Origin of the sequence: Roseibium marinum (assembly GCF_002906165.1) — a bacterium.
In the GTDB taxonomy this organism is placed as follows: Bacteria; Pseudomonadota; Alphaproteobacteria; order Rhizobiales; family Stappiaceae; genus Roseibium; species Roseibium marinum.
The window spans coordinates 85,093-105,566 of the sequence record NZ_PPCN01000009.1 but is presented as its reverse complement, the minus strand read 5'-3'; the positions used below and the strand labels follow the sequence as shown (position 1 = coordinate 105,566).

Here is a 20,474-nt window from a genome sequence, read left to right as displayed (position 1 = left end):
ATCACTCCCCCGCAGAAGCTGCTTGTTCAGGAGACGCGCGGTCCAAAATCGGCCAGATGTCCCGTGGCGCCTTTTTATAGGGTGTTATCCGTGGGTCCGTCGGATAGGCGAGTCCCGCCGAACAATACAGGATCAAGGGGCTCACCAGCGCAAATGAGCGGTAAAAATGGTTGGTTGATTTCACCACCAGAATTTTTCGCTGTCCCGGGTCGATCCCGAAACCGGTAAACAGCGTCGTGTCGAAGCACTGGGCCCGGGTCGAATTGAGGATTACTTCAATGCCGCCCAGTTTCACAAGAGATGCGTCTCCGACAGGCACGATGCTGTCGCCGAAGCGCTGCTCGGCATTGCGGATATTGCGGATCACCTGCACTTCGGCATCGATGGGGCTGCCGGTGTTGGGCGCCGACTTGGCGCCGAAGCGCAACTGCATGGTCGCGCCCTCGCCTGCCGCGTGGCAAAGCTGAACGGCAACCGGATCCCAGATCGACCCGAAGGCGATGCTGTCCAGCTTCCGGTCGATCGCCTCGCGCAGCAAAACCGTGGCATCGCCGGCCGTACCGCCACCGGGATTGTCCCACATATCGGCTATGGTAACCGGAGCGCCTTCAAATTCCAGCGCCCGGTCAAGCGCTTCGGCGGGAGAATGTTCCTTGCTCCTGACCTTGCCGCGCAGCTCGAACAGGGCGGTTCCCAAATCCCTGGCAACCGATGCGCCAAGGGCAGGATCGTTGTCGGTCACGGCAATGACCTTGGTTCCCATTTCGGGCACGTCGCCTGCCAGAAAGCCGTGAATCACCGAAAGAGACAGAATTCCGGGCGTTTCCGCTTCACGTCGGATCATGTCATCGACGAAGCCGCGCATCGGCTGAGTGGACGTCGGAAAGACATCGATCATTTTCGGATCAAAGACGCTGATCACCGGTTTGACATCTCCCGCCACGGTCTCGCGCGCGATCCGCCAGGCGTCTTCCGCCCGGTCGACGAAATCGGTATGCGGAAACTCCTTGAAGGCGATCAGGGCGTTGGCCATGGAAACCCGTCTTTGGGTCAAGTGGCTGTGCGGATCCAGGGTCGCAACGATGGGGACCTCCGCCCCAACGACGTCACGAACCCGTTCCAGAAAATCACCCTCCGGGTCGTCGTATCCTTCCGCCACCATTGCGCCGTGAAGCCCGAGCACGATTGCGTCGAACGGCCCGCCGGTCTCGATCTGATCCAGGATTTCGTCTCGCAGACCCTCATATGTCTGTCTGGAGACCAGTCCGGCAGGATCGGCCCAGGCAGCGGTGCCTTCGACAAGATCCCATCCGTTGTCTTTCGCGAACCTGCGGCCAACCGTGATGACGGCGGAACATAAAGTCGGCGTTTCGGGATGTTCCCCGGGACGCGCCAGAAGCGAGGCCTTGAAGGCGTGGATATCGACCCTGATGGGAGAAAATGTGTTCGTCTCCGTCGCGAGCACCGCCGTGAAGGCCCTGGGTGTTTTCATGGTCACGACGCTGTACCGGGCTGGTTGGGCAGATAGCCGGTAAATCCGCATATTTTCCAGCGTCCATCCTTGTGGATGCAATGATAAAGCGTTTGCCAGAGCAGCCGGTCCTCGCTGCCATCGGCCTTCATGATCCGGCCATCGAATTTCTTGCGGGCAATGGCGCGCGCGCCCTCGATCTCGATATCCGTGAGCCTTGTGGCATTGAAGATTGCCCCGCGCGCGTCTTCGGCAAATTCGGTCCCGGCAAAGTCCGCTGCCTGCCGCAACCACTCGCTCCTGTAGGTTTCCAGGTCCGGAAACCCGAGTTTCCAGTCATCGGGATCCGGCTTTTTTTGCGCGTCGATCCCGAAGAATGCGGTTTCGTCAAAATCACCGGCAACCCGCGCCCAGTCGGCGGCAACGAAGGCGTCGATGTCGCGCCTGACCAGCATCTCCCAGATTTCGGCGCGGTCCTTGTCGCGGTCCGCGAACGGATTTTTCTGACTGTCGGTAGGATCCTGCATTACGGAAACCATTTTCAATTTGATGGTTGATTTTTGGAAAATATAAGAGTGAAATAAAACCAATGTCAAACCACTATGTAAATCATTTTCATTCTGGAGGCTTGAATGTCGATCACTCGCTACGGCGCTGAAAAATCCGGAGCCGGCGGCCAGAACCTGCCTTTCGCGCGCGCCGTCGAAGCCGACGGCTGGCTTTACGTCTCGGGCCAGGTTGCGATGAAGGACGGCGAGATCGTTGCCGGCGGTATCGTCGAACAGACCCATCTGACGATCAAGAACGTCCTCGCCATCCTAGAGGAAGCCGGATACGGGCTTGAGCATGTCGTGCGCGCTGGCGTCTGGCTCGACGACCCGCGCGATTTCTGGACCTTCAACGGCGTTTACAAAAGCTATTTCGGCGAGCACCCGCCCGCGCGCGCCTGTGTTCAGGCCTCCATGATGGTCGACTGCAAGGTCGAGATCGACTGCGTCGCCTATAAAAAACCGGACTGACCGGATGCGGGACATCCTGTCCGTTCTACAGAAAATCGAACCGGAGCTCTCCAAGTCCGAGCGCGTCCTGGCGTCGCTTTTACGCAGCGCGCCGGAATTCATTCTCGATGCCGGGATCACGGATGTCGCTCAACGGGCGGGTGTCTCACCACCGACCGTGACCCGGTTCTGCCGGCGCCTTGGCTGCGACAGTTTCACCGCCTTCAAGGTCCAGGTGGCACAGGTCGCTTTCGCGGGAACCAGATACCTGACGGCCAATGCAACGTCCGCAGCGCCGACGGATGTTGCCGACAGCCTGCTAGCGCAGATTCAGGAAGCCTCTGCCGGAACGCGCGAAAACCTCGATATGGCGGCGGTCCTTCGTGCCGTCGACCTGATCGCCACGGCCCGACTGGTGGCGACCTTCGGTTCCGGTGGAACCTCCTCGATGATCGCCGATGAAATGCAGAACCGTTTCTTCCGCCTGGGTCTGAGGACGGTCAGCGTCACCGACCACGCCATGCAGCTCATGCAGGCAGCAACCATGAAACATGGCGATGTTATTGTCGCCTCGTCGGTTTCGGGCAGAAACCTGCAGATGGTGCGGGCGCTTGAGGCGGCAAAAACCTACGGCGCGTCGGTCATTGCGCTGACCCGACCCGGCCGGCCCGTCGCGGATCAGGCGGATATCACGATCGGTATCGACCTCGCGGAAGGCAATAACATTCTCAGACCGAGCCTCAGCCGCCATGGCTTTTTGTTCGTCACCGACCTTCTGGCAACGCTGGTGGCCATGAAGCGCGGCGACGAGGCGCGCGAAAGCCTCAGGCGCGTCAAGTACCAGCTCAGCAATTCCCGCGATTCGGACGACAAGGAAGCCCTTGGTGACTGATCAGACTTCAAAACCCGTTGCTGTCGTTACCGGCGCGGCAGGTGATATCGGCGCCGCAATCGCGGCCGAACTGGCCGCCAGCCACAGCATTGCCGCTGTCGACATCGATGAGGCCGCGTTGAGCGCCACCGTCTCGCGGCTCAGGGCCGGCGGCGCACACGCGACCGCCATAACCTGCGACCTCACGAAGACGGACGACCTTGCGCGCATGGCCGATGCCGCAAAACGGTTGGGTCCGGTCACCGCGCTGATCAACAATGCCGGCGGTGCGGAGGCTCTTACGCTGCATTCCATGACGGCCCGGACACTGGCGCGGGACCTGTCCCTCAACCTGGAAGCGGCGCTCAACTGCTTCAAGGCGTTGGAGCGCGCGCTTATCGAAGGCGGATCGGGAACGGTCGTCAACATCGCTTCGGTGAACGGGCTCGGCACCTTCGGCCATCCGGCCTATAGCGCCGCGAAAGCCGGGCTGATCCATGCCACGAAGGCAATTGCCGTCGAATACGGAAAATACGGACTGAGGGCCAATGCCATTGCCCCGGGAACCGTCAAGACCCAGGCCTGGAAAGCGCGCGAGGAAGCCAATCCGGGCGTCTTCGACGAGGCACTCGCCTGGTATCCGTTCAAGACCCTGCCGGAACCGGAGGATATCGCGGCGGCCGCCGCGTTTCTCCTCAGTCCGGCCGCCCGCTGCATAACCGGCGTCTGCCTGCCGGTTGACAGCGGCCTTTCCGCGGGTTCCCCGGGACTGCCCCGGACCTTCACTCAATCTCCAGACTTTGACGGATTGTAAGTCATGCCCGATCTAGTTCTCGACTGCTTTTTTCGTCCGGGGGAAAGCCCGACGGAGTCACGGCTCGAATTCGTTCTGACCAATACGGGTTCAAGAACGCTCTCTTCCTTTACCCTCGCTTACACCGCTCTTTGCCGGGCCGCTGCCGGCGCTCAACTGGAGAATGCCGAGCATTTCAGCCGTACGGCCAATTTTCACGAGATCACCCCGAAACCGGGTCAGGAAATTGCACCGGGCGGCAGTTGGAAGTTCGCCATACAAGGCCTTGCCAACGTCGCCAGGCACCGGCTGGACGGGCCGAAATCCGCCTATGTGACCAAAGGCGGCAGTGTGTTCGACGTGCTGTGCACCGATCTGGAGGCTCCGCAAGACCTGGACAGCGGTGAGCGAAAGTCCGTCCCTGCCGGCAAGACCGCGGAGCCGATTTACGTCATTCCCTGGCCGCAATCGGTCGAGATTTCAACCTATCGAAGCAGTGGCCCCTCTTTCTGCATTGTAGACGGCTCCCCTGAGGAAAAAGCGGCGGCTGTAAAGATCAACGCGCTGTCCAGCCGGCTTTTTCCCGCCGTTCCCTCACCTTTCCGGTTCTCACAGCCCAGGGACCAGACGGGCGTCGTCTTCAAGGAAAACGGCGCGCTGCCGCGGGACGGGTATGAGCTTAAGTTTTCCGGCGCGACCGTCCTGCTTTCCTACAGTGCTCCGGTGGGGCTGGATTATGCGCTGACGGCGCTCGCGCAAATTGCCTATGGCGCCTACAGCGATCCGGCAACCTACCGGGTGCCGTCCGATGGAATTATCAAGGATGCCCCACGCTTCTCCTGGCGCGGCACCCATCTCGATGTCTCCCGGCATTTCAGGGGACCGGAGGACATCCTGCGTCTTGTCGACATTCTCGCCTGGGGCCGCATGAATGTCTTCCAGTGGCATTTGACGGACGACGAAGGCTGGCGTCTCGAGATAAAGGCCTATCCGGAACTGACGATCGGCGGCGCAAAACGCGGCCCGGGATGCCAGCAGGTTTCCCAGCTCGGGTTTGCCTCCGAAGTCTATGAAGGGTCCTATTCACAGGACGAGGTCCGGCAGATCGTCGCCCATGCGGCGAGCCTCAATGTCGAGATCATGCCGGAAATCGACGTGCCCGGCCATTCAACGGCCGTCCTTAAAACCTATCCGCATCTTGCCGATCAGGCCGAAACCCCGGAAAGTTACCATTCCATCCAGGGATATCCGAACAACGCGCTCAATCCGGCAATCGAAGAGACCTATACATTCCTGGAGAAGGTTTTCGCTGAAGTCGCCGATCTCTTCCCCTGCGACTATATCCATATCGGCGGGGATGAAGTCGACACGCATTCCTGGCTCGCCTCACCGAAAACGCAGAGGCTGATGGAAGACCGCGAACTTGCGGACACGATGGAAGTTCAGGCCTATTTCATGGGCCGTGTGCGCGACATCCTGAAAAGACTCGGCAAGAAACTCGCCGGGTGGGATGAAGTCTCCCATGGCGGCGGGATCGATCCTGACGGCGTTCTGCTCATGGCATGGCAAAAGCAGGAGGTCACCAGGGAGCTGATCTCTCAGGGCTATGAGGTGGTCTGCACACCCGGACAGCACTATTACATGGATATGGCACAGGCATCGGGATGGTATGAACCGGGTGCCGGCTGGGCTGGCGTCTCGACGCCAGAGGCCTGTTACCTTTACGAGCCGTCAGAAGGACTGAGCGACGATAGTCTGGGATCGCTCAAGGGTGTTCAGGCCTGTATCTGGTGCGAACACCTGACCGGCAACGGCCTGTTCAATCACATGGTATTTCCACGGCTCTATGCCGTCGCCGAAGCAGGCTGGACGGCTCCGGTTCAAAAGGACTGGCAACGCTTCGCAGCTCTCGCGCCGCACTTTCCGGCGCTGTAAGGAAAGGAGGGTCCGGACCATGAAGATCGCCGTCGGCGGTATCCACACCGAATGCAGCACCTACTCACCCCTGCTCCAGACCATGGATGATTTCCGCATCCTGCGGGGGGTGGAGCTTCTGCAAGTCACCGGCCTTGGAGACAACCGGTTTCCGGATGCCGACTTCCTGCCGCTGTTCCAGGCGCGCTCCATTCCGGGCGGTCCTGTCGAACCGACCTGTTACCTGACATTCAAGTCGCGGTTTCTGCAAGAGCTGAAAGCAGCGTTGCCGCTGGAGGGCGTCCTCCTGATCATGCATGGCGCGATGCATGTGCCGGGTCTCGACGACGTGGAAGGCGACTGGATTTCTGCCGTCCGCGAAACCGTCGGACCGGATATTCCGATTGCCGTCAGCTACGATCTGCATGGCAACGTCACCCAAAGAATCGTCGATCAGATTGACATCTTCTGCGCCTATCGGACGGCACCGCATATCGACGTTTGTGAGACGCATCTGCGTGCTGCCGGAAATCTCGTCGACCAGCTTCGAGGCGGTCCCCGCCGGATGGTTGCCTGGGCTCCTGTCCCGGTGCTTCATCCCGGCGAACGCACCAGCACCGAGGACGAACCGGCCGCTTCGCTCTACACAGCTCTTTCCGCTTTCGACCGGCGTTCGGGCGTGAGCGATGCAAATCTGATGATCGGATATGTCTGGGCGGATACGGCCCGGGCGACAGCCGCGGCCGTGGTTACGGGAACCGATCCGGACGCAGCCGCAGAAGCTGCCAAAGAGATCGCCGCCGCCTATTGGGCGAACCGGGCAGGTTTTGACTTCGGCGTCCCGGCCAAACCCCTGCCGGACTGTCTTGAGGAGGCCGCTGTCACCTCCGGCGGTCCCTTCATCCTCGCCGACAGTGGTGACAATCCGACAGGAGGCGGTGTCGGCGACCGCAGCGATGTTCTCGCCCTCTGGCTTGAACGCGGTTTACAGGGAGGCGTTTTCGCCGGAATTGCCGATCCGCGCTCCGTGACGAAAGTCTGGTCATGCGATGAAGGCACGTCTGTGGAGCTTTCCATTGGCGGAGCCTTTGGAAGTGATTGTCCCGAAGTCGCTGCGCAAGTAACGGTCGGCCGGAAAATCGGATCGGAGGAAAACAGCGACCGGGAGGTGCTCGTGTACATTTGCGGAAACAGCCTTATCCTGACTGAAAAGCGGCGCCCCTTCCACAATCTGGAGGATTTCCGCAGGTTCGGCATCGAACCGAAGGAGGCACCGGTTCTCATCGTCAAGTCCGGCTACCTGTCTCCGGAGCTGGCGCCTCTTGCCAATCCCGCCCGGATGGCGCTCACCGATGGTGCGGTCAACCAGGACATTTGCGCGCTGATCAACAAGCACCGCACCTCACCCAGTTATCCGTTCCAAACCGGGTTTGACTGGCATCCTGTCGTCAGGCTTTCGTCGCGCGTATTCCGGTGACGGGTTGAAAAACGGCTCACTTCCTGTAGAGTAAGGTTTCCTGGGCACGCTTGGTTTCCATCTGCTTTTCGCTATCGGACCAACATCTGCCAACGGGATCTTTTTTGAATATTTTGAAACTTTTTTCGCGATCGAACGTTTACATAACAAGCCACAGTCAATGATCGACAACAGATTTTATTGACAGTCCTGACAGGGTATAATTCTCACTTTGCGGTGAATAATCTTGAAACCCGCAGCCGGCACCACAGTTATTAACAAATAGTAACTAAAATTGTCCGGAATTGTGACCTCAATTACACCCGATAGGCAGATTGTGGTGCGATAATGTCCAAATCGTGACAGTGCAACGAGGTGCATTTTCACAAGGTCACGACACGATGCCGTTCAAACTGCAGAAGAGTCCAAAAGGACCAATAATAAACCTCGAATTCGGTGAAAAAAGTTGTGTTAGCCTTGGGAGGCGTACATGCAACGGAATAAAAGAACAGGAACACTTGTGCTCGGTCTCATTCTCGCCCTTGCGGCGGGCAGCGCAGTCGCGGCCCCACTTCCTCAGGAAACGATCACGCTCCCGGAGGATCGGCTTGCGGTCACTGTCGCATCAGCTACGCAGGAGCAGACCGATCCGCTTGAAAGTGAACTCACTATCTGGGTCGGCGAGATCGAACTGGAAGGCAGAAAGACCGTCTGGGTCGAATTGATCGATTCCTATGGCGAAGTCATTTACGATTCCGAAGTGAACACCAACGAAACCCATCTGTTGCCCGACGGCCGTGCCGTTGTCGTCAGCTCGATGGATCAGGACATGGTTGTCGCCGGCAAGGACGAGTCGCGGCTGGCAACGGAAGCCACCCTGATGGTCACCCGGCGCGTGGTCAATGACGGAGCAGACGCGACGACTGTCGAGTTGATAGAAACGCAGGACGCAATCGTCAAACGTGGCCCGATGTTGCAAGTGGCCGATTTCGGCCAGGTGGTTTGGGACAAGATCGTTTCGTTCTTCGACACAGCCAGGTCGAGCGTCCAGGTCGCCTGGAACTGGATCGTCGGCACGCCGAAGGCCTGATAGGGACGCGGTCCCTTCGAATGCTGGCGATACAAGCCCATGAATGCCAACGGCTGTAAGCTCGCGCGGACTGTATTGTCTGCGCGAGAGTGTTCGCGTTGATAAACCCAGGCCCGGCGCCGACAGAAAATTTGTTTTAATTTCATTCAATTGCGTGATCCGCCTTGTTCCCCACCCCGTAAGCACTCCGGAAAACAAACTGGAACAAGTTCACCGCCGGACGTCCCATGGACCAGCCGGGGGACACCAAAGGATCAGACATGCGGATTGCCGTCATCGGCTCCGGAATTTCCGGAAACAGCGCAGCTTGGGCACTCAGCTACACTCACGATGTCGTCTTGTACGAAAAACGGATGCGGCCAGGCGGGCATAGCGCGACGGCCGACATCGACTACGACGGAACCAGACTGAGTGTCGACACAGGCTTCATTGTCTATAACGAACTCAACTATCCGAATTTTACCGCTCTCCTCGACCATCTTGGCGTCGCGAGCGAGTCGAGCGACATGAGTTTCGCGCTTTCGGCCGACAACGGGGCACTCGAATGGTCCGGTCACAGCTTGAACGGGTTGTTCGCGCAACGGAGGAACCTCGTTTCACCGGCGTTCCTGCGCATGCTGCGCGACATTTTCCGCTTCAACAAACGTGCCGTGGAGGACCTGAGGGCAGGAGCGCTTCGCGGCCAGTCGCTTGGCGGGTATCTGGAAAAGGAAGGCTATTCGCGCGGTTTCATCAACGACTACCTTCTGGCTATGGGAGCTGCCATCTGGTCCACTCCGGTCGCTGAAATGCACGCCTACCCGGCTGAAAGTTTTGTCGCCTTCTTCGAAAACCACCGCCTGCTTTCCTTCGACAGGCCGCGCTGGCGGACCGTATCCGGGGGCAGCAGGAACTATGTGAACCGGCTTCTGGCCCCGCTCAAAGGCAGGATGCGGCTCGGCACGACGGTTGTTGAAATCCTTAGGGAGGACGGCAGAGTGATCGTCTGCGACACATCCGGCCACAGGGATGTTTTCGACCACGTCGTGCTCGCCGGGCACACGGACCAGAACCTGGCCATGCTGGCGGATCCAAGCCAGCTGGAACGCGAGATCCTCGGTTCCATCCGCTACCGGCCGAATGAAGTCTACCTGCACAGGGATGAAAATCTCATGCCGAGAAACAAAAGGGTCTGGGCATCGTGGAATTACCTGTCCGACAGGGATGGCGGTGAAACACGGGACGTCACGGTCAGCTACTGGATGAACCGGCTGCAGAACATTCATCCTGAAAAGCCGCTTTTCGTCACCCTCAACCCGTTCGAAGCGCCGCGCGAGGACCGGACATTCGCCAAATATGTATACGATCACCCGCAATTCGATGCGTCCGCGCTGGCGGCCCAAAAGCGCCTGACCGACATTCAGGGGATCGGCAACACCTGGTTCTGCGGTGCCTGGAGCGGCAACGGATTTCATGAAGACGGTCTCAAATCAGGCCTGGCTGTCGCCAGGGCGTTGGGCGCCCGGGTGCCCTGGGAGGCGCCGGAACCGCCAATTCGCTATCAGGACGCTGCCGAATGAAGAAGAACCCGCGTTCAAACCGGCTGAGCGACAACGGACCCGTTCCGGCAGGCGCGGCCGCTCTTTACAGCGGTTCGGTCATGCATGCCCGCATGAAACCGAAGGAGCATCGGTTCGCCTATTCGGTTTTTACGCTCCTCATCGACCTGGACCGTCTTGATGAGGCGGAAAGTTCAAGCCGGTTGTTTTCACGCAACCGCTTCAATCTTCTTTCCTTTCACGAAAAGGATCACGGTCCGAGGGACGGTTCCGATCTCAGGAAGCATATCGAAGGTCTTCTGGGCGATCAGGGCCTCACGGCACCTGCCCGCATCCTTCTCCTCGCCTATCCGAGGATGCTCGGATACGACTTCAATCCGCTCAGCGTCTATTACGCCTACGGTGCCGAGGGGCAACTGATCGCGCTTGTCTACGAAGTCCGCAACACGTTCGGGGGAATGCATACCTATGTGGCACCGCTCGAACCCGGCCAGTTGAGCGATGCCGGCGTGCGTCAGGAGCAACGGAAGGAATTCCACGTCTCGCCCTTTATCGGCATGGATCAGCGGTATCACTTCCGCATGTTGCCTCCGGGCGACGCGGTCAGGGTGCGTATTCTTGAAAAAGACGTTGATGGCCCGCTGCTGTCCGCGACTTTTTCCGGAGCAAAGGAACCATTCACGAGCCGGAACATTCTCCGTGAGTGCCTGCGCGTACCGTTTCTGACCTTAAAGGTAGTTTGCGCCATTCACTGGGAAGCCTTTAAAATCTGGCGCAAGCGTGTACCATTTCATTCCGGCCCCAAGAAAAAGCATGGGACCAACGAACATTCCCGCCATGCGTCGCTGGCTTCAAAGAGCTGATATTTCAAGAGGTTCTGCCATGAATGAGCCGATTGTCCTGACACCAGACAATTTCCGCAATACATTGAAAGGGACATCCCGGCTTGTGCGAATAGCCGCCGGTCTGGCGCTCAAGCTTCGCTATGGGGCCCTTGAAGTCGCCTTTCCGGACGGCAGGACATTCCTCATCAAGGGTACTGAAGACGGTCCGCGCGGTGTCCTGACAATCCACAACTGGCGCTTTTTCCGTATGGTGGTGCGGGCGGGAGATGTCGGTGTCGGCGAAGCCTTCATGGCCGGATACTGGTCCTCGCCGGATGTGACAACCTTCCTGGAAGTCTTCTGCATCAACCAGGGCTCGATGATGGAGGTTCTGCAAGGCCGTCCATTTACGCGCATCCTGCTGTCGGTTCGCCACTGGCTGAATACCAACACGAAGCGCGGGTCCAAACGGAACATTTCCGCCCACTACGATCTCGGGAACGCCTTCTACAAGGAGTGGCTCGACCCGTCGATGACCTATTCCTCCGCGATCTACAGCAACGGGACCAACAATCTGGAACAGGCCCAGGCGGAAAAATACAGTTCCCTGATCCGCCATACCGGCATTGAACCTGGGCACAAGGTTCTGGAAATCGGCTGTGGCTGGGGCGGTTTTGCCGAACATGTAGCCAAGACCGTCGGCGCCCATGTACGCGCGCTGACCATTTCCAGGGAACAGTTCGACTATGCAAGAGAGCGGATCTTCAAGGCGGGATTGAGCGAAAAGGTGGAAGTCGTCTTTCAGGACTACCGGGACGAACAGGGTATATTCGACCGGATCGCGTCAATCGAAATGTTCGAGGCGGTGGGCGAAAAATACTGGCCGACCTATTTCAGCCAGGTGTCCAGATGCCTGAAACCCGGCGGCAAGGCCGGCCTTCAGATCATCACCATTCAGGACAAGATGTTCGATGACTACCGGCGGGGAACCGATTTCATTCAGCGCTATATCTTTCCAGGCGGTATGCTGCCACCGCCCGGCAAGCTTACAGAAATCAGCAAGTCGCTGGGCCTGAACCTTACGGACCAGACAATATTCGGCCAGGACTATGCCCGAACGCTTGCCGAATGGCGGCAGAGTTTCCGTCAGGCGTGGCCGCGGATCCGGCCCCTGGGCTTCGACGACAAGTTCAAGCGGCTCTGGGAATTCTATTTGCACTACTGCGAAGCGGGTTTCCGCTCAGGCAACATCGACGTTCGGCAGATGGTCTACGAAAAAGCGTCTTGAGACCGGCGTATTGGTCGGCACGCGAGAGCCGGGTTTTGCGCCCGACGTCTCCACTTTCATGCGGATCCGAATGAAAGAAGTCGGATCCGGTCAGTTACCCGCGCGTTTCCTGTTCCACCCGGTCGCTCTCGCGACGAGTGGAAAATACCATCCGTAAGGCAGAATGCGCAGCAATTTGAGTTGGCGGACAAACGCCTTGGGAAACGCGATTTCGAACTTCCGCGGATGGACAAGTCCCTTGCGAATCTGCTCCACGGCGTCTTCCACGGAAACGAGATAAGGCATCGGGAACGGATTGGACCTGGTGGCCGGCGTATCGACGAAGCCCGGGCTGACGAGTTGTATGCGGATACCGGCGCCGTCCAGATCGAATTTCAGCGCCTCGGCAAGATTGCTCAGACCGGCCTTGGTGGCGCCGTAAGCGGCGGCCGTGGGCAGTCCCCTGTATCCGGCGGCGGAAGAAACGACCGCGATCTGCCCCCGGCCTTGTGACTTCATCGCATCGATGGCCGGAAGCAGTGTGTTGACCGTTCCCATGAGATTGACGTCAAAACTGCTGCGGTAATCTTCGGCTTTGCCGTTCAACCCGTCCTGCGGCAGGTAAATGCCTGCGTTGGCGATCACAAGCGCCAGGTTTCCGAATTTTCTGACTATCGACCCGCAAATATCGACCATTTGCCGGGTATCGGTGATGTCTGCCGGAAAGGCATGAATTTCTCCCGGCAATTCACCGGACAGGCTGCCGAGTTCCTCAAGCGCGTCTCCGGAACGTGCCGTCGCGGCGACACGCCAGCCATCGCGCGCCAGATCCAGCGCCAGGGCCCGTCCGATACCTGAGCTGGCACCGGTCACCCAGGCGCATCCGTCCTCGGGAGACGCGACATATGATTTTGCGTACACCTCAATCACCTCGCTTTCGTGTTTTACGCAAGCGGCTGATGACCGGATCGCTTTCAAGGCAACGACGGCGGGGGCCAAAATCGACCCGGACAAATGACGCGAATCAAACGCAATGAACTCTAGCTGATAAAAGGGGCGAACCAGCGTCCGATGGGGCCCGTCAATTCAAGGCGGCCGGCCGTAACCGCGAAACAGATGCAATCCTCGCCCTTGTCGGCAATGGGCTTGTGATCCACATCGCCGTCGGCAAAGGCGATGTCTCCGGTGACGAAGTGCCCGTCATCGTCGCTGAATCCCCCCTGCAGGACCAGCGTCAGTTCGGCGCCATGATGAGTATGGGACGGCAATGCCCGTCCACCGCGCACCCACAGCAGGCTGGTGTTGCAGCCGTCAATCTCACCGAACCTGCATTCCCGCACACCCGGCAGGAGGGTCTTCCAGGCAACACCCTTCATTGACGACCCAATGATGGCCTGCAGGGAGCGCGGCACCGCAAGGACATCCGAAGTCATCTCCCGGGTGGCGGGCTCCTGGGTGGCGGGTGCAAAGTCGCTGGGCAATGGCATTTCGGAGCTGAATATCGCACCGAGAGCCGTATCGCGGTCGGTCAGCGGGACCGGCTCGGTCCCATCCAGATCCAGACCGGCCAGAGTTTCAAGAGACGAAACATAGCCCCTGTTGCGGTCGCTCAATTCCAGATGCGCTCCAACGAGTGCCTGTGCCGGATAGGACAATGTCCCGGCCGCATATCCGGCCAGCAATTCATCCAGTCCGGTCACGTTTGTTTCCATTATCGCTCTCATTGGGCTTCGAACACTCAGGTTGCTACATGGCCGATACGCCGGGCAACGAATTTCGGATCAACCCTTACACCAAAATTTTTGAATTTTGAATTTCCACTCCGGCCTGAAAGCCGAAATCTCCGCATGGCCTTTTCATCAAACGGCGGGAAAACAACCGTAATTTCCGTCACAATGCTGGCATTCCGGACCTGAAGCCTTACATTGCGGGCTTGATCCACTTGGTCGGGACAATTAGCGTCCGGTCTCATCAGATTCCATCTGGCCGCTACCGGTTTCGGCCAGATCATCCGGGATTGTACAAATGTCTGTGTCTGCTTCCGTTGTCGACGCCATCGGCAACACGCCCCTTATCCGTCTCAGAGCCCTTTCCGAAGAAACAGGATGCGAAATCCTGGGCAAGGCCGAATTCATGAACCCGGGTCAGTCGGTCAAGGACCGCCCTGCCCGTCAAATGATTCTCGAGGCTGAAGCCCGTGGCGATCTCAAGCCGGGCGGCGTGATCGTCGAGGGGACCGCGGGGAACACCGGTATCGGCCTTGCTCTGGTTGCCAGCGCCCGCGGATACAGAACCGTCATCGTTATTCCGGATACCCAGAGCCAGGAAAAGAAAGACATGTTGCGCCTATGCGGCGCGGAACTGGTCGAAGTTCCGGCAAAGCCGTTCAAGGACCCGAACAACTACCAGCATGTTGCCCGGCGCCTCGCGGAAGACATGGCCAAAACCGAACCCAACGGCGTTATCTTCGCCGACCAGTGGAACAATCTCGACAACCGCAAGGCCCATTACCTGACGACCGGACCCGAGATCCTGGAGCAGACCGGCGGCAAGGTGGATGGCTTCATCTGTGCCGTCGGCTCCGGCGGAACCCTTGCCGGCGTTTCCAGATTTCTTCAGGAAAACAAACCCGGTGTCATTATCGGCTGCGCCGACCCGCAAGGCGCGGCCATGCAATCATTGTTCACCACCGGTGAAGCCGTCGCATCTGAAGGCGGTTCCATCGCGGAAGGCATCGGCCTTGGCCGCAGCACCCCGATCGTCCGCGATGTGAAGGTCGATCATGCCTATACGATCTCCGATGAGGAGGCGCTGCCGCTGGTCTTCGATCTCGCAGAAAATGAAGGCCTTCTGCTGGGCGGATCGACCGCAATCAATCTTGCCGGCGCGCGCCGGCTTGCCAGGGAAATCGGCCCCGGAAAAACCATCGTCACCATCTTGTGCGACCATGGCACCCGTTCGCAGTCCAAGCTCTACAATCCGGAGTTCCTGCGGTCCAAGAATCTGCCTGTTCCGGCGTGGCTGGAGCGGCGGGTCACCATCCAGCCGCCTCTGGCCTGACGCTTGCCAGGCTGAAGACACATGGGCCCCACGGACCACGATCTCACACAGGATGGAACGGCTGCCGAGGCTGTGATCAGGGAAACGGTGCAAGATGTCGGTCTCCTCGACGTCATGGCGCACAATCTCGGCCTGGTCGCGGCCTTTGTCGCGCTCATGTATATCACCGCCGGCATCTGCGCGGTCCGGGAGGTCATGAACTCGCGGACATCTCAGGGTTCTGTCGCCTGGCTTCTGTCGCTGTTCTTCCTGCCCTATATCACCGTGCCGCTGTATTTCGTCTTCGGCTGGCGGTCGTTTTCCGACTACGCCACGATACAGGCCACGCTGGGCCGCGCGGAACGGGCGCGCCGGGCCGATGAACTCGGACTTACCGACCATGAGGAAACCCGCGACTGGCCGGTTCTGTCGCGCGTCGCCGGGGTTCCGTTTCTGGCAGGCAACAAGGCGGATCTGCTGATCGACGGCGATGCCACTTTCTCCGCCATCAAGAAAGCCATCGCAGACGCGCGCAAGGTGATCTTCTTCCAGTTTTTCGCCGTGCATGAAGATGCGCTCGGCCGGGAAATGGCCGATGCGCTGATTGCAAGGGCCAAAGACGGTGTCAGCGTCTATTTCCTTTATGACGACGTGGGCAGTCACTCCCTTTCCAGAGCCTATCTCAACCGCCTGAAAGAAGCGGGAATCAAGGTCTGCGGCTTCAATGAAAATCACAGGTTCCTGCGCCTGCTGGGGCCTATGCGGCTCAACTACCGCAATCATCGCAAGCTGGTCGTCACCGATTTGCGCACGGCCTTCGTGGGCGGCCACAACGTCGCCGACCAGTATGTCGGGCGCAACAAATGGTTCGGCCGGTGGCGCGATACCCACGTCAAGGTGGAAGGACCGGCAGCCGTCGGATGCGCTCTGTCCTTTACGGAAGACTGGCTCTGGGCAAGCGGGGAGCGGATCGAATTGCCGCCGGTCGCCGATCTGCCGATGCCGGGCGACGAATCCGTGCTGGTAATGCCCACCGGGCCAGCCGACAAGCTGGAAGAATGCGCGATCGCCTTTGTCGAGGCGGCCGCCCGGGCCAAAAGACGGTTTTGGATCACGACGCCTTATCTTGTGCCTTCCCTGGACGTGCAGACTGCCCTTTGTGCGGCTGCCATGCGCGGTGTCGATGTACGCATTCTGCTGCCGGAGAAACGGGACCACTGGACGGTCTGGCTCGCCAGTCATGCCTACGAGGACACTCTGGTACAGCGGGGGGTGAAAGTTTACCGTTATACGGACGGTTTCCTGCACCAGAAAGTGACGCTTCTTGATGACGACCTCGTCTCGATCGGCACGGTGAATTTCGACAACCGGTCCTTCCAGATCAATTTCGAACTTACTTTGTGGTTCACCCATGAACGCATGATCGGCAAGGTGGAGGAGATGCTGGAAACCGATTTCAAGAGCGCGAAGCTCACCTGGCCGGACGCCTTCCAGTCCCGCAGCTATGTCTTCCGCGTCCTGGCCCAGGGCGCGCGGCTTCTCTCGCCCATTCTCTAGGGTACGGACCCGTAAATGAGCATGAAACACTTCGGGTTGCGGACCTTCGGACCTGCGTCTTGATATTGATCGACGCCAGCGCTTCTGCAAAACTGCTCAAGGAATCTCCCGTAGGCTACGAGAACCCCCGGGTCGGGATCGCGAAAATCATGAGAGGTTTTGCCCTGATGCCATTGTTGTCCAGAGCGAATGGATAGGGTCGGCGAAATGGATACCCAGGTTGCCATCATCGGATCGGGCCCAGCGGGACTTGCCGCCGCGCTTACCTTGTCGCGATCCATGATCGGTTCAGTGGTTTTCGACGAAGGGAAGCCTTTCAGAAACGCATCCTCGCCATTTGTCGCCGCCCTTCCGGGGATGGACAAGACAACGCCCGCGGAACTGCGTTCGACGGTTCGAAAGGAAATCCTTTCCTATCCGTTTGCGCGGTTTGAAGACGCTGGCGTGAGCGGAATCCGGCGAATAGACAACGGTTTCGAACTTTCTCTGGAGAACGTCGGGAACCTGACCGCTGAAACGCTTCTGCTGGCAACCGGCATGGTCGATCTACGACCGCCTCTGAAGGGGTTCGAGCACTATTGGGGCAGGTCCATCATCAACTGCCCGTTCTGTCACGGAATTGAATGGAGGGACAGGACATGGGGTATATATGCCCAACGACCCGAAGTGCTGGCCGCCGCGGAAATTTATCGGAATTGGACGCCCCACCTCACCTATTTCATAGACCGTGAGATGGAGCTTCAAAGCGATCGGCGCGCGTTGCTTGTATCGATGGGAATCAAGTTGGAGGAGGCTCTTCCTGTCGAAATTCATGGCGCGAACGGGAATATGACCCACGTCGAATTACCCGACGGACGGGCCGTGAGGCTGGATTGCCTCCTTGTCTATCCTTATCAGAAACAGGTAAATCTGATTGCGGACGCTCAAGTGGCGCTGGGTGCAGGCGGATCTGTGGAAGTCGACGAGGGATATCGTACATCGGTCCCCGGCATCTATGCTGCCGGCGACCTGATTTACGAAGGTCATCAGAATACCCCGACCGCTCTGTACATGGGCAACATGGCCGCTGCGACAATGGTCATGGATTACTGCTTCCGAAAGTGACCTGACACCCGATATCATAAGGTGTATCCGCATCCGGTGCGTCTTTCTGCTCCACCACGGAACCGTTGCCAGATCCGGTTCGCCCTGTTCATTTCCCGCTAGAGCACTTTAAAAGAATACGGAGTCGCTTGATGGGATTTTATCAGCCTATATCCAAGACGCGGATCGCAGCGCGATGCGGGGCATCGGGCAAGATCCTCAACGCCGGAGATGGGCTGATAAAACCCACCGAAGGCTCGTTTTTCACGCCCGCCGGACAGCGTTGCGGTCAGCTTGTGGCCAGAAAGGCCACGGCTCTGACCGCGCCTTCCCGGCAGACCCGAAAAACGGGTCAAGCGGCTCCGTATTCTTTTAAAGTGCTCTAGAATTTTTCGTAGGAGAACCTCATGACAACCCCCTTGTTTCGCGACGATGCTTATCTTCGGTCCTGTGAAGCGGAAGTGGTGGACGTCAATGAGCGTGGCGGTGTTTTGCTGGACAGAACCGTCTTTTACGCCACTGGCGGAGGGCAGCCCGGCGACAGCGGTTATCTGGAACTGGAAGACGGCAGCCGGATCGCAATCGCCACGGCGGTTTACGATGAGGACAAGCGATCCGTCGTCCATGTGCCTTCAGAAAGCCAGGCCCTGCCTTCACCGGGCACGAAACTGACCGCCCATATCGACTGGGCCCGCCGCTACCGGCTGATGCGCATGCACACGGCGCTGCATCTGTTGTCCGTGGCATTGCCCTTTCCGGTCACCGGGGGCCAGATCGGCGACCCGGAAGGACGGCTCGACTTCGACATGGGAGAAGAGACCATCGACAAGGAGGTTCTTCTGGAAAAGATCAATGAACTTGCCGGCGGCGATCATGAAGTCACCACGGAATGGATCACCGACGAGGAACTTGACGCCAATCCAGGCCTCGTCAAGACCATGTCCGTCAAGCCGCCGCGCGGTTCCGGACGTGTCCGGCTGGTCCGGATCGGTGGTGAGGTCGACCTGCAGCCCTGTGGCGGCACCCATGTTTCCAGGACGTCCGAAATCGGCCAGCTTGCCCTCGGCAAGATCGAAAAGAAGGGCAAACAGAACAGGCGCGTCCGCATTCGTCTGACCGACTGAGCGGTTGGCGAGGATCAACCCACATTGCCTCAAGGCGGAAACGGTGACCGGTCTTGAAGTACCGGACAATGCTGTCAGTATTCGTCGCGATGCAAAACGATTGAGTGGAAGGCAGAACATGAAGCTTTCAGGCAGTTGCCAATGCGGGGCCGTGGCATTCGAAATGGAAAGCCGCACCCCCTACCCCTACATGCGCTGTTATTGCTCAATCTGCAGGAAGGTCGCAGGCAGCGCGGGATATGCCATCAATCTCCTGGCAGCCGCGGACAGCCTCAAAGTTGAAGGCGAAGCGTCCAAGGCTTTCTATCACGCCGTAATAGCGGGCAAGCCCAGTGCGGCAGAGCGGCATTTCTGCGCTACCTGTGGCAGTCACCTCTGGCTCTGGGATCCGCGCTGGCCGGACTTGATCCATCCCCATGCAGGAGCAATCGATTCCCCCTTGCCAACGCCGCCGGAGACCGTCCATATCATGCTTGAATTCAAGCCGGGCTGGGTCGAAGTTCCAGAGGGCCCGGGACATGTTCACTTTCAGCGCTATCCGGACCTGTCCATCGAAGACTGGCACAAGTCCAGAGGACTTTTTGAAACGTAAGGAGATCGAATGACCGACCACCCGCTCGTAACCACCCAATGGCTGGCCGATCATCTTTCCTCTCCCGACCTTGCGGTGATCAATGCGTGGATGCCGCCGGTGACCACGCCCGACGCGCCTCCTGTCTATCCCGAGGCACATATTCCCGGTGCGGTGTTTTTCGACATCAACGAGATCTGCGACAAGGGGTCGGACCTGCCCCATATGCTCCCTGCCCCGCATGTGTTCTCCTCCGCCATGCGCAAACTCGGTATCGGCGACGGACAGACACTCGTGGTCTATGACGATTTCGGCCTTTATTCCGCTGCACGGGTCTGGTGGACGTTCCGCAGCCTGGGAGTGGAGCGCGTCCATGTTCTGGATGGCGGCTTTCCCAAATGGCGGTCGGAAGACCGGCCGGTCGAAGACACGGAACCACTGCGGGTGCCGAGCCATTTCACCTCCCGGCTCGACCACGGCGCGGTCGCGGATATCGCGCATATCCGTACTGTCATTGCCAACGGCTCCAGACAGATCCTCGATGCAAGGCCATCCGCACGCTTTGCGGGCACCGCCCCTGAGCCGAGGGCCGGGTTGCGCGGCGGACACATGCCGGGCGCTCTCAACCTGCCCTTCACCGAGCTTCTTGAGGAAGACGGAACAGTCCGGTCCGCGGAAGGTCTCAAGGAGGCATTCGCAAAAGCCGGAATCGATCCTGAAAAGCCGGTCACGACCTCCTGCGGCTCCGGCGTCACCGCCGCGATCCTGACCCTGGCGCTGACCATCCTCGGAGCGCGCGATCTTTCACTTTATGACGGTTCGTGGGCGGAATGGGGCGGCCGGGAGGATACGGACGTGATCACGGGTCCTGCGTGACC

The 20,474-nt window shown here is 59.0% G+C and carries 19 protein-coding genes; 15 read left to right on the top strand and 4 right to left on the bottom strand.

Annotated features, from left to right (window positions below; translation table 11 throughout):
• Position 1 precedes the first annotated feature (1 nt).
• The gene (locus tag CLV41_RS18970) at positions 2-1,492 is read right to left on the bottom strand and encodes a M81 family metallopeptidase (protein ID WP_103224001.1); all 1,491 of its coding nucleotides are present in this window, start codon (positions 1,490-1,492) and stop codon (positions 2-4) included.
• A 2-nt stretch (positions 1,493-1,494) separates the two neighbouring features.
• Entirely contained in the window at positions 1,495-1,998 is a 504-nt protein-coding gene (locus CLV41_RS18965; RefSeq protein WP_103224000.1) for a hypothetical protein, read from the bottom strand.
• 105 nt (positions 1,999-2,103) lie between these two features.
• Here CLV41_RS18965 and CLV41_RS18960 point away from each other — a divergent pair, with 105 nt between their 5' ends.
• The 9 genes from CLV41_RS18960 (at position 2,104) to CLV41_RS18920 (ending at position 12,243) form a co-directional block, all read left to right on the top strand.
• Positions 2,104-2,490, top strand: coding sequence for a RidA family protein (locus CLV41_RS18960; RefSeq protein WP_103223999.1), 387 nt, complete (start codon positions 2,104-2,106; stop codon positions 2,488-2,490).
• 4 nt (positions 2,491-2,494) lie between these two features.
• Complete coding sequence (locus CLV41_RS18955) at positions 2,495-3,361, top strand: MurR/RpiR family transcriptional regulator (protein WP_103223998.1); 867 nt, start codon at positions 2,495-2,497, stop codon at positions 3,359-3,361.
• On the top strand, positions 3,351-4,154 hold the full coding sequence (locus CLV41_RS18950; protein WP_408014087.1) for an SDR family oxidoreductase: 804 nt from the start codon (positions 3,351-3,353) through the stop codon (positions 4,152-4,154). Before CLV41_RS18955 ends, CLV41_RS18950 begins: the two co-directional genes overlap by 11 nt.
• A gap of 3 nt (positions 4,155-4,157) precedes the next feature.
• Positions 4,158-6,068 (top strand): beta-N-acetylhexosaminidase, encoded by a 1,911-nt coding sequence (locus CLV41_RS18945; RefSeq protein ID WP_103223996.1) that lies wholly within the window; start codon positions 4,158-4,160, stop codon positions 6,066-6,068.
• A gap of 19 nt (positions 6,069-6,087) precedes the next feature.
• The gene (locus CLV41_RS18940) at positions 6,088-7,524 is read left to right on the top strand and encodes a M81 family metallopeptidase (protein ID WP_103223995.1); all 1,437 of its coding nucleotides are present in this window, start codon (positions 6,088-6,090) and stop codon (positions 7,522-7,524) included.
• Between the two features lie 469 nt (positions 7,525-7,993).
• Positions 7,994-8,593, top strand: a complete 600-nt coding sequence (locus CLV41_RS18935; RefSeq protein WP_170107259.1) for a hypothetical protein — start codon at positions 7,994-7,996, stop codon at positions 8,591-8,593.
• Between the two features lie 260 nt (positions 8,594-8,853).
• Positions 8,854-10,152, top strand: a complete 1,299-nt coding sequence (locus tag CLV41_RS18930) for an NAD(P)/FAD-dependent oxidoreductase (RefSeq protein ID WP_103224157.1) — start codon at positions 8,854-8,856, stop codon at positions 10,150-10,152.
• On the top strand, positions 10,149-10,994 hold the full coding sequence (locus CLV41_RS18925; RefSeq protein ID WP_103223994.1) for a DUF1365 domain-containing protein: 846 nt from the start codon (positions 10,149-10,151) through the stop codon (positions 10,992-10,994). The genes CLV41_RS18930 and CLV41_RS18925 overlap by 4 nt, the downstream gene beginning before the upstream one ends.
• 19 nt (positions 10,995-11,013) lie before the next feature.
• A complete protein-coding gene (locus CLV41_RS18920; RefSeq protein WP_103223993.1) occupies positions 11,014-12,243 on the top strand; it encodes an SAM-dependent methyltransferase in 1,230 nt (409 codons plus the stop codon).
• A 90-nt stretch (positions 12,244-12,333) separates the two neighbouring features.
• Here CLV41_RS18920 and CLV41_RS18915 read toward each other — a convergent pair whose 3' ends face one another.
• Together CLV41_RS18915 and CLV41_RS18910 are read right to left on the bottom strand one after the other, a co-directional pair.
• Positions 12,334-13,143 (bottom strand): SDR family NAD(P)-dependent oxidoreductase, encoded by an 810-nt coding sequence (locus CLV41_RS18915; RefSeq protein ID WP_103224156.1) that lies wholly within the window; start codon positions 13,141-13,143, stop codon positions 12,334-12,336.
• A gap of 119 nt (positions 13,144-13,262) precedes the next feature.
• A complete protein-coding gene (locus CLV41_RS18910) occupies positions 13,263-13,934 on the bottom strand; it encodes a ChrR family anti-sigma-E factor (protein ID WP_103223992.1) in 672 nt (223 codons plus the stop codon).
• A 313-nt stretch (positions 13,935-14,247) separates the two neighbouring features.
• Between CLV41_RS18910 and CLV41_RS18905 the strand changes: the two genes are divergently transcribed.
• The 6 genes from CLV41_RS18905 to sseA all read left to right on the top strand — a co-directional run bounded on the left by CLV41_RS18905 (position 14,248) and on the right by sseA (position 20,472).
• Complete coding sequence (locus CLV41_RS18905) at positions 14,248-15,282, top strand: cysteine synthase A (RefSeq protein ID WP_103223991.1); 1,035 nt, start codon at positions 14,248-14,250, stop codon at positions 15,280-15,282.
• A gap of 21 nt (positions 15,283-15,303) precedes the next feature.
• On the top strand, positions 15,304-16,818 hold the full coding sequence (gene cls / locus CLV41_RS18900) for a cardiolipin synthase (protein WP_103223990.1): 1,515 nt from the start codon (positions 15,304-15,306) through the stop codon (positions 16,816-16,818).
• 207 nt (positions 16,819-17,025) lie between these two features.
• On the top strand, positions 17,026-17,922 hold the full coding sequence (locus CLV41_RS18895; protein ID WP_170107258.1) for an NAD(P)/FAD-dependent oxidoreductase: 897 nt from the start codon (positions 17,026-17,028) through the stop codon (positions 17,920-17,922).
• 386 nt (positions 17,923-18,308) lie between these two features.
• The gene (locus tag CLV41_RS18890) at positions 18,309-19,025 is read left to right on the top strand and encodes an alanyl-tRNA editing protein (protein ID WP_103223988.1); all 717 of its coding nucleotides are present in this window, start codon (positions 18,309-18,311) and stop codon (positions 19,023-19,025) included.
• Positions 19,026-19,068: 43 nt separating this feature from the next.
• Positions 19,069-19,617, top strand: coding sequence for a GFA family protein (locus CLV41_RS18885; protein ID WP_408014084.1), 549 nt, complete (start codon positions 19,069-19,071; stop codon positions 19,615-19,617).
• Positions 19,618-19,626: 9 nt separating this feature from the next.
• Entirely contained in the window at positions 19,627-20,472 is an 846-nt protein-coding gene (gene sseA / locus CLV41_RS18880) for a 3-mercaptopyruvate sulfurtransferase (protein ID WP_103223986.1), read from the top strand.
• Positions 20,473-20,474: the final 2 nt, after the last annotated feature.

Coding starts and splice junctions, on each gene's coding strand:
- CLV41_RS18970 (WP_103224001.1), bottom strand. CDS start 1,492: ATGAAAACACCCAGGGCCTTCACGGCGGTGCTCGCGACGGAGACGAAC.
- CLV41_RS18965 (WP_103224000.1), bottom strand. CDS start 1,998: ATGCAGGATCCTACCGACAGTCAGAAAAATCCGTTCGCGGACCGCGAC.
- CLV41_RS18960 (WP_103223999.1), top strand. CDS start 2,104: ATGTCGATCACTCGCTACGGCGCTGAAAAATCCGGAGCCGGCGGCCAG.
- CLV41_RS18955 (WP_103223998.1), top strand. CDS start 2,495: ATGCGGGACATCCTGTCCGTTCTACAGAAAATCGAACCGGAGCTCTCC.
- CLV41_RS18945 (WP_103223996.1), top strand. CDS start 4,158: ATGCCCGATCTAGTTCTCGACTGCTTTTTTCGTCCGGGGGAAAGCCCG.
- CLV41_RS18940 (WP_103223995.1), top strand. CDS start 6,088: ATGAAGATCGCCGTCGGCGGTATCCACACCGAATGCAGCACCTACTCA.
- CLV41_RS18935 (WP_170107259.1), top strand. CDS start 7,994: ATGCAACGGAATAAAAGAACAGGAACACTTGTGCTCGGTCTCATTCTC.
- CLV41_RS18930 (WP_103224157.1), top strand. CDS start 8,854: ATGCGGATTGCCGTCATCGGCTCCGGAATTTCCGGAAACAGCGCAGCT.
- CLV41_RS18925 (WP_103223994.1), top strand. CDS start 10,149: ATGAAGAAGAACCCGCGTTCAAACCGGCTGAGCGACAACGGACCCGTT.
- CLV41_RS18920 (WP_103223993.1), top strand. CDS start 11,014: ATGAATGAGCCGATTGTCCTGACACCAGACAATTTCCGCAATACATTG.
- CLV41_RS18910 (WP_103223992.1), bottom strand. CDS start 13,934: ATGGAAACAAACGTGACCGGACTGGATGAATTGCTGGCCGGATATGCG.
- CLV41_RS18905 (WP_103223991.1), top strand. CDS start 14,248: ATGTCTGTGTCTGCTTCCGTTGTCGACGCCATCGGCAACACGCCCCTT.
- cls (WP_103223990.1), top strand. CDS start 15,304: ATGGGCCCCACGGACCACGATCTCACACAGGATGGAACGGCTGCCGAG.
- CLV41_RS18895 (WP_170107258.1), top strand. CDS start 17,026: ATGGATACCCAGGTTGCCATCATCGGATCGGGCCCAGCGGGACTTGCC.
- CLV41_RS18890 (WP_103223988.1), top strand. CDS start 18,309: ATGACAACCCCCTTGTTTCGCGACGATGCTTATCTTCGGTCCTGTGAA.
- sseA (WP_103223986.1), top strand. CDS start 19,627: ATGACCGACCACCCGCTCGTAACCACCCAATGGCTGGCCGATCATCTT.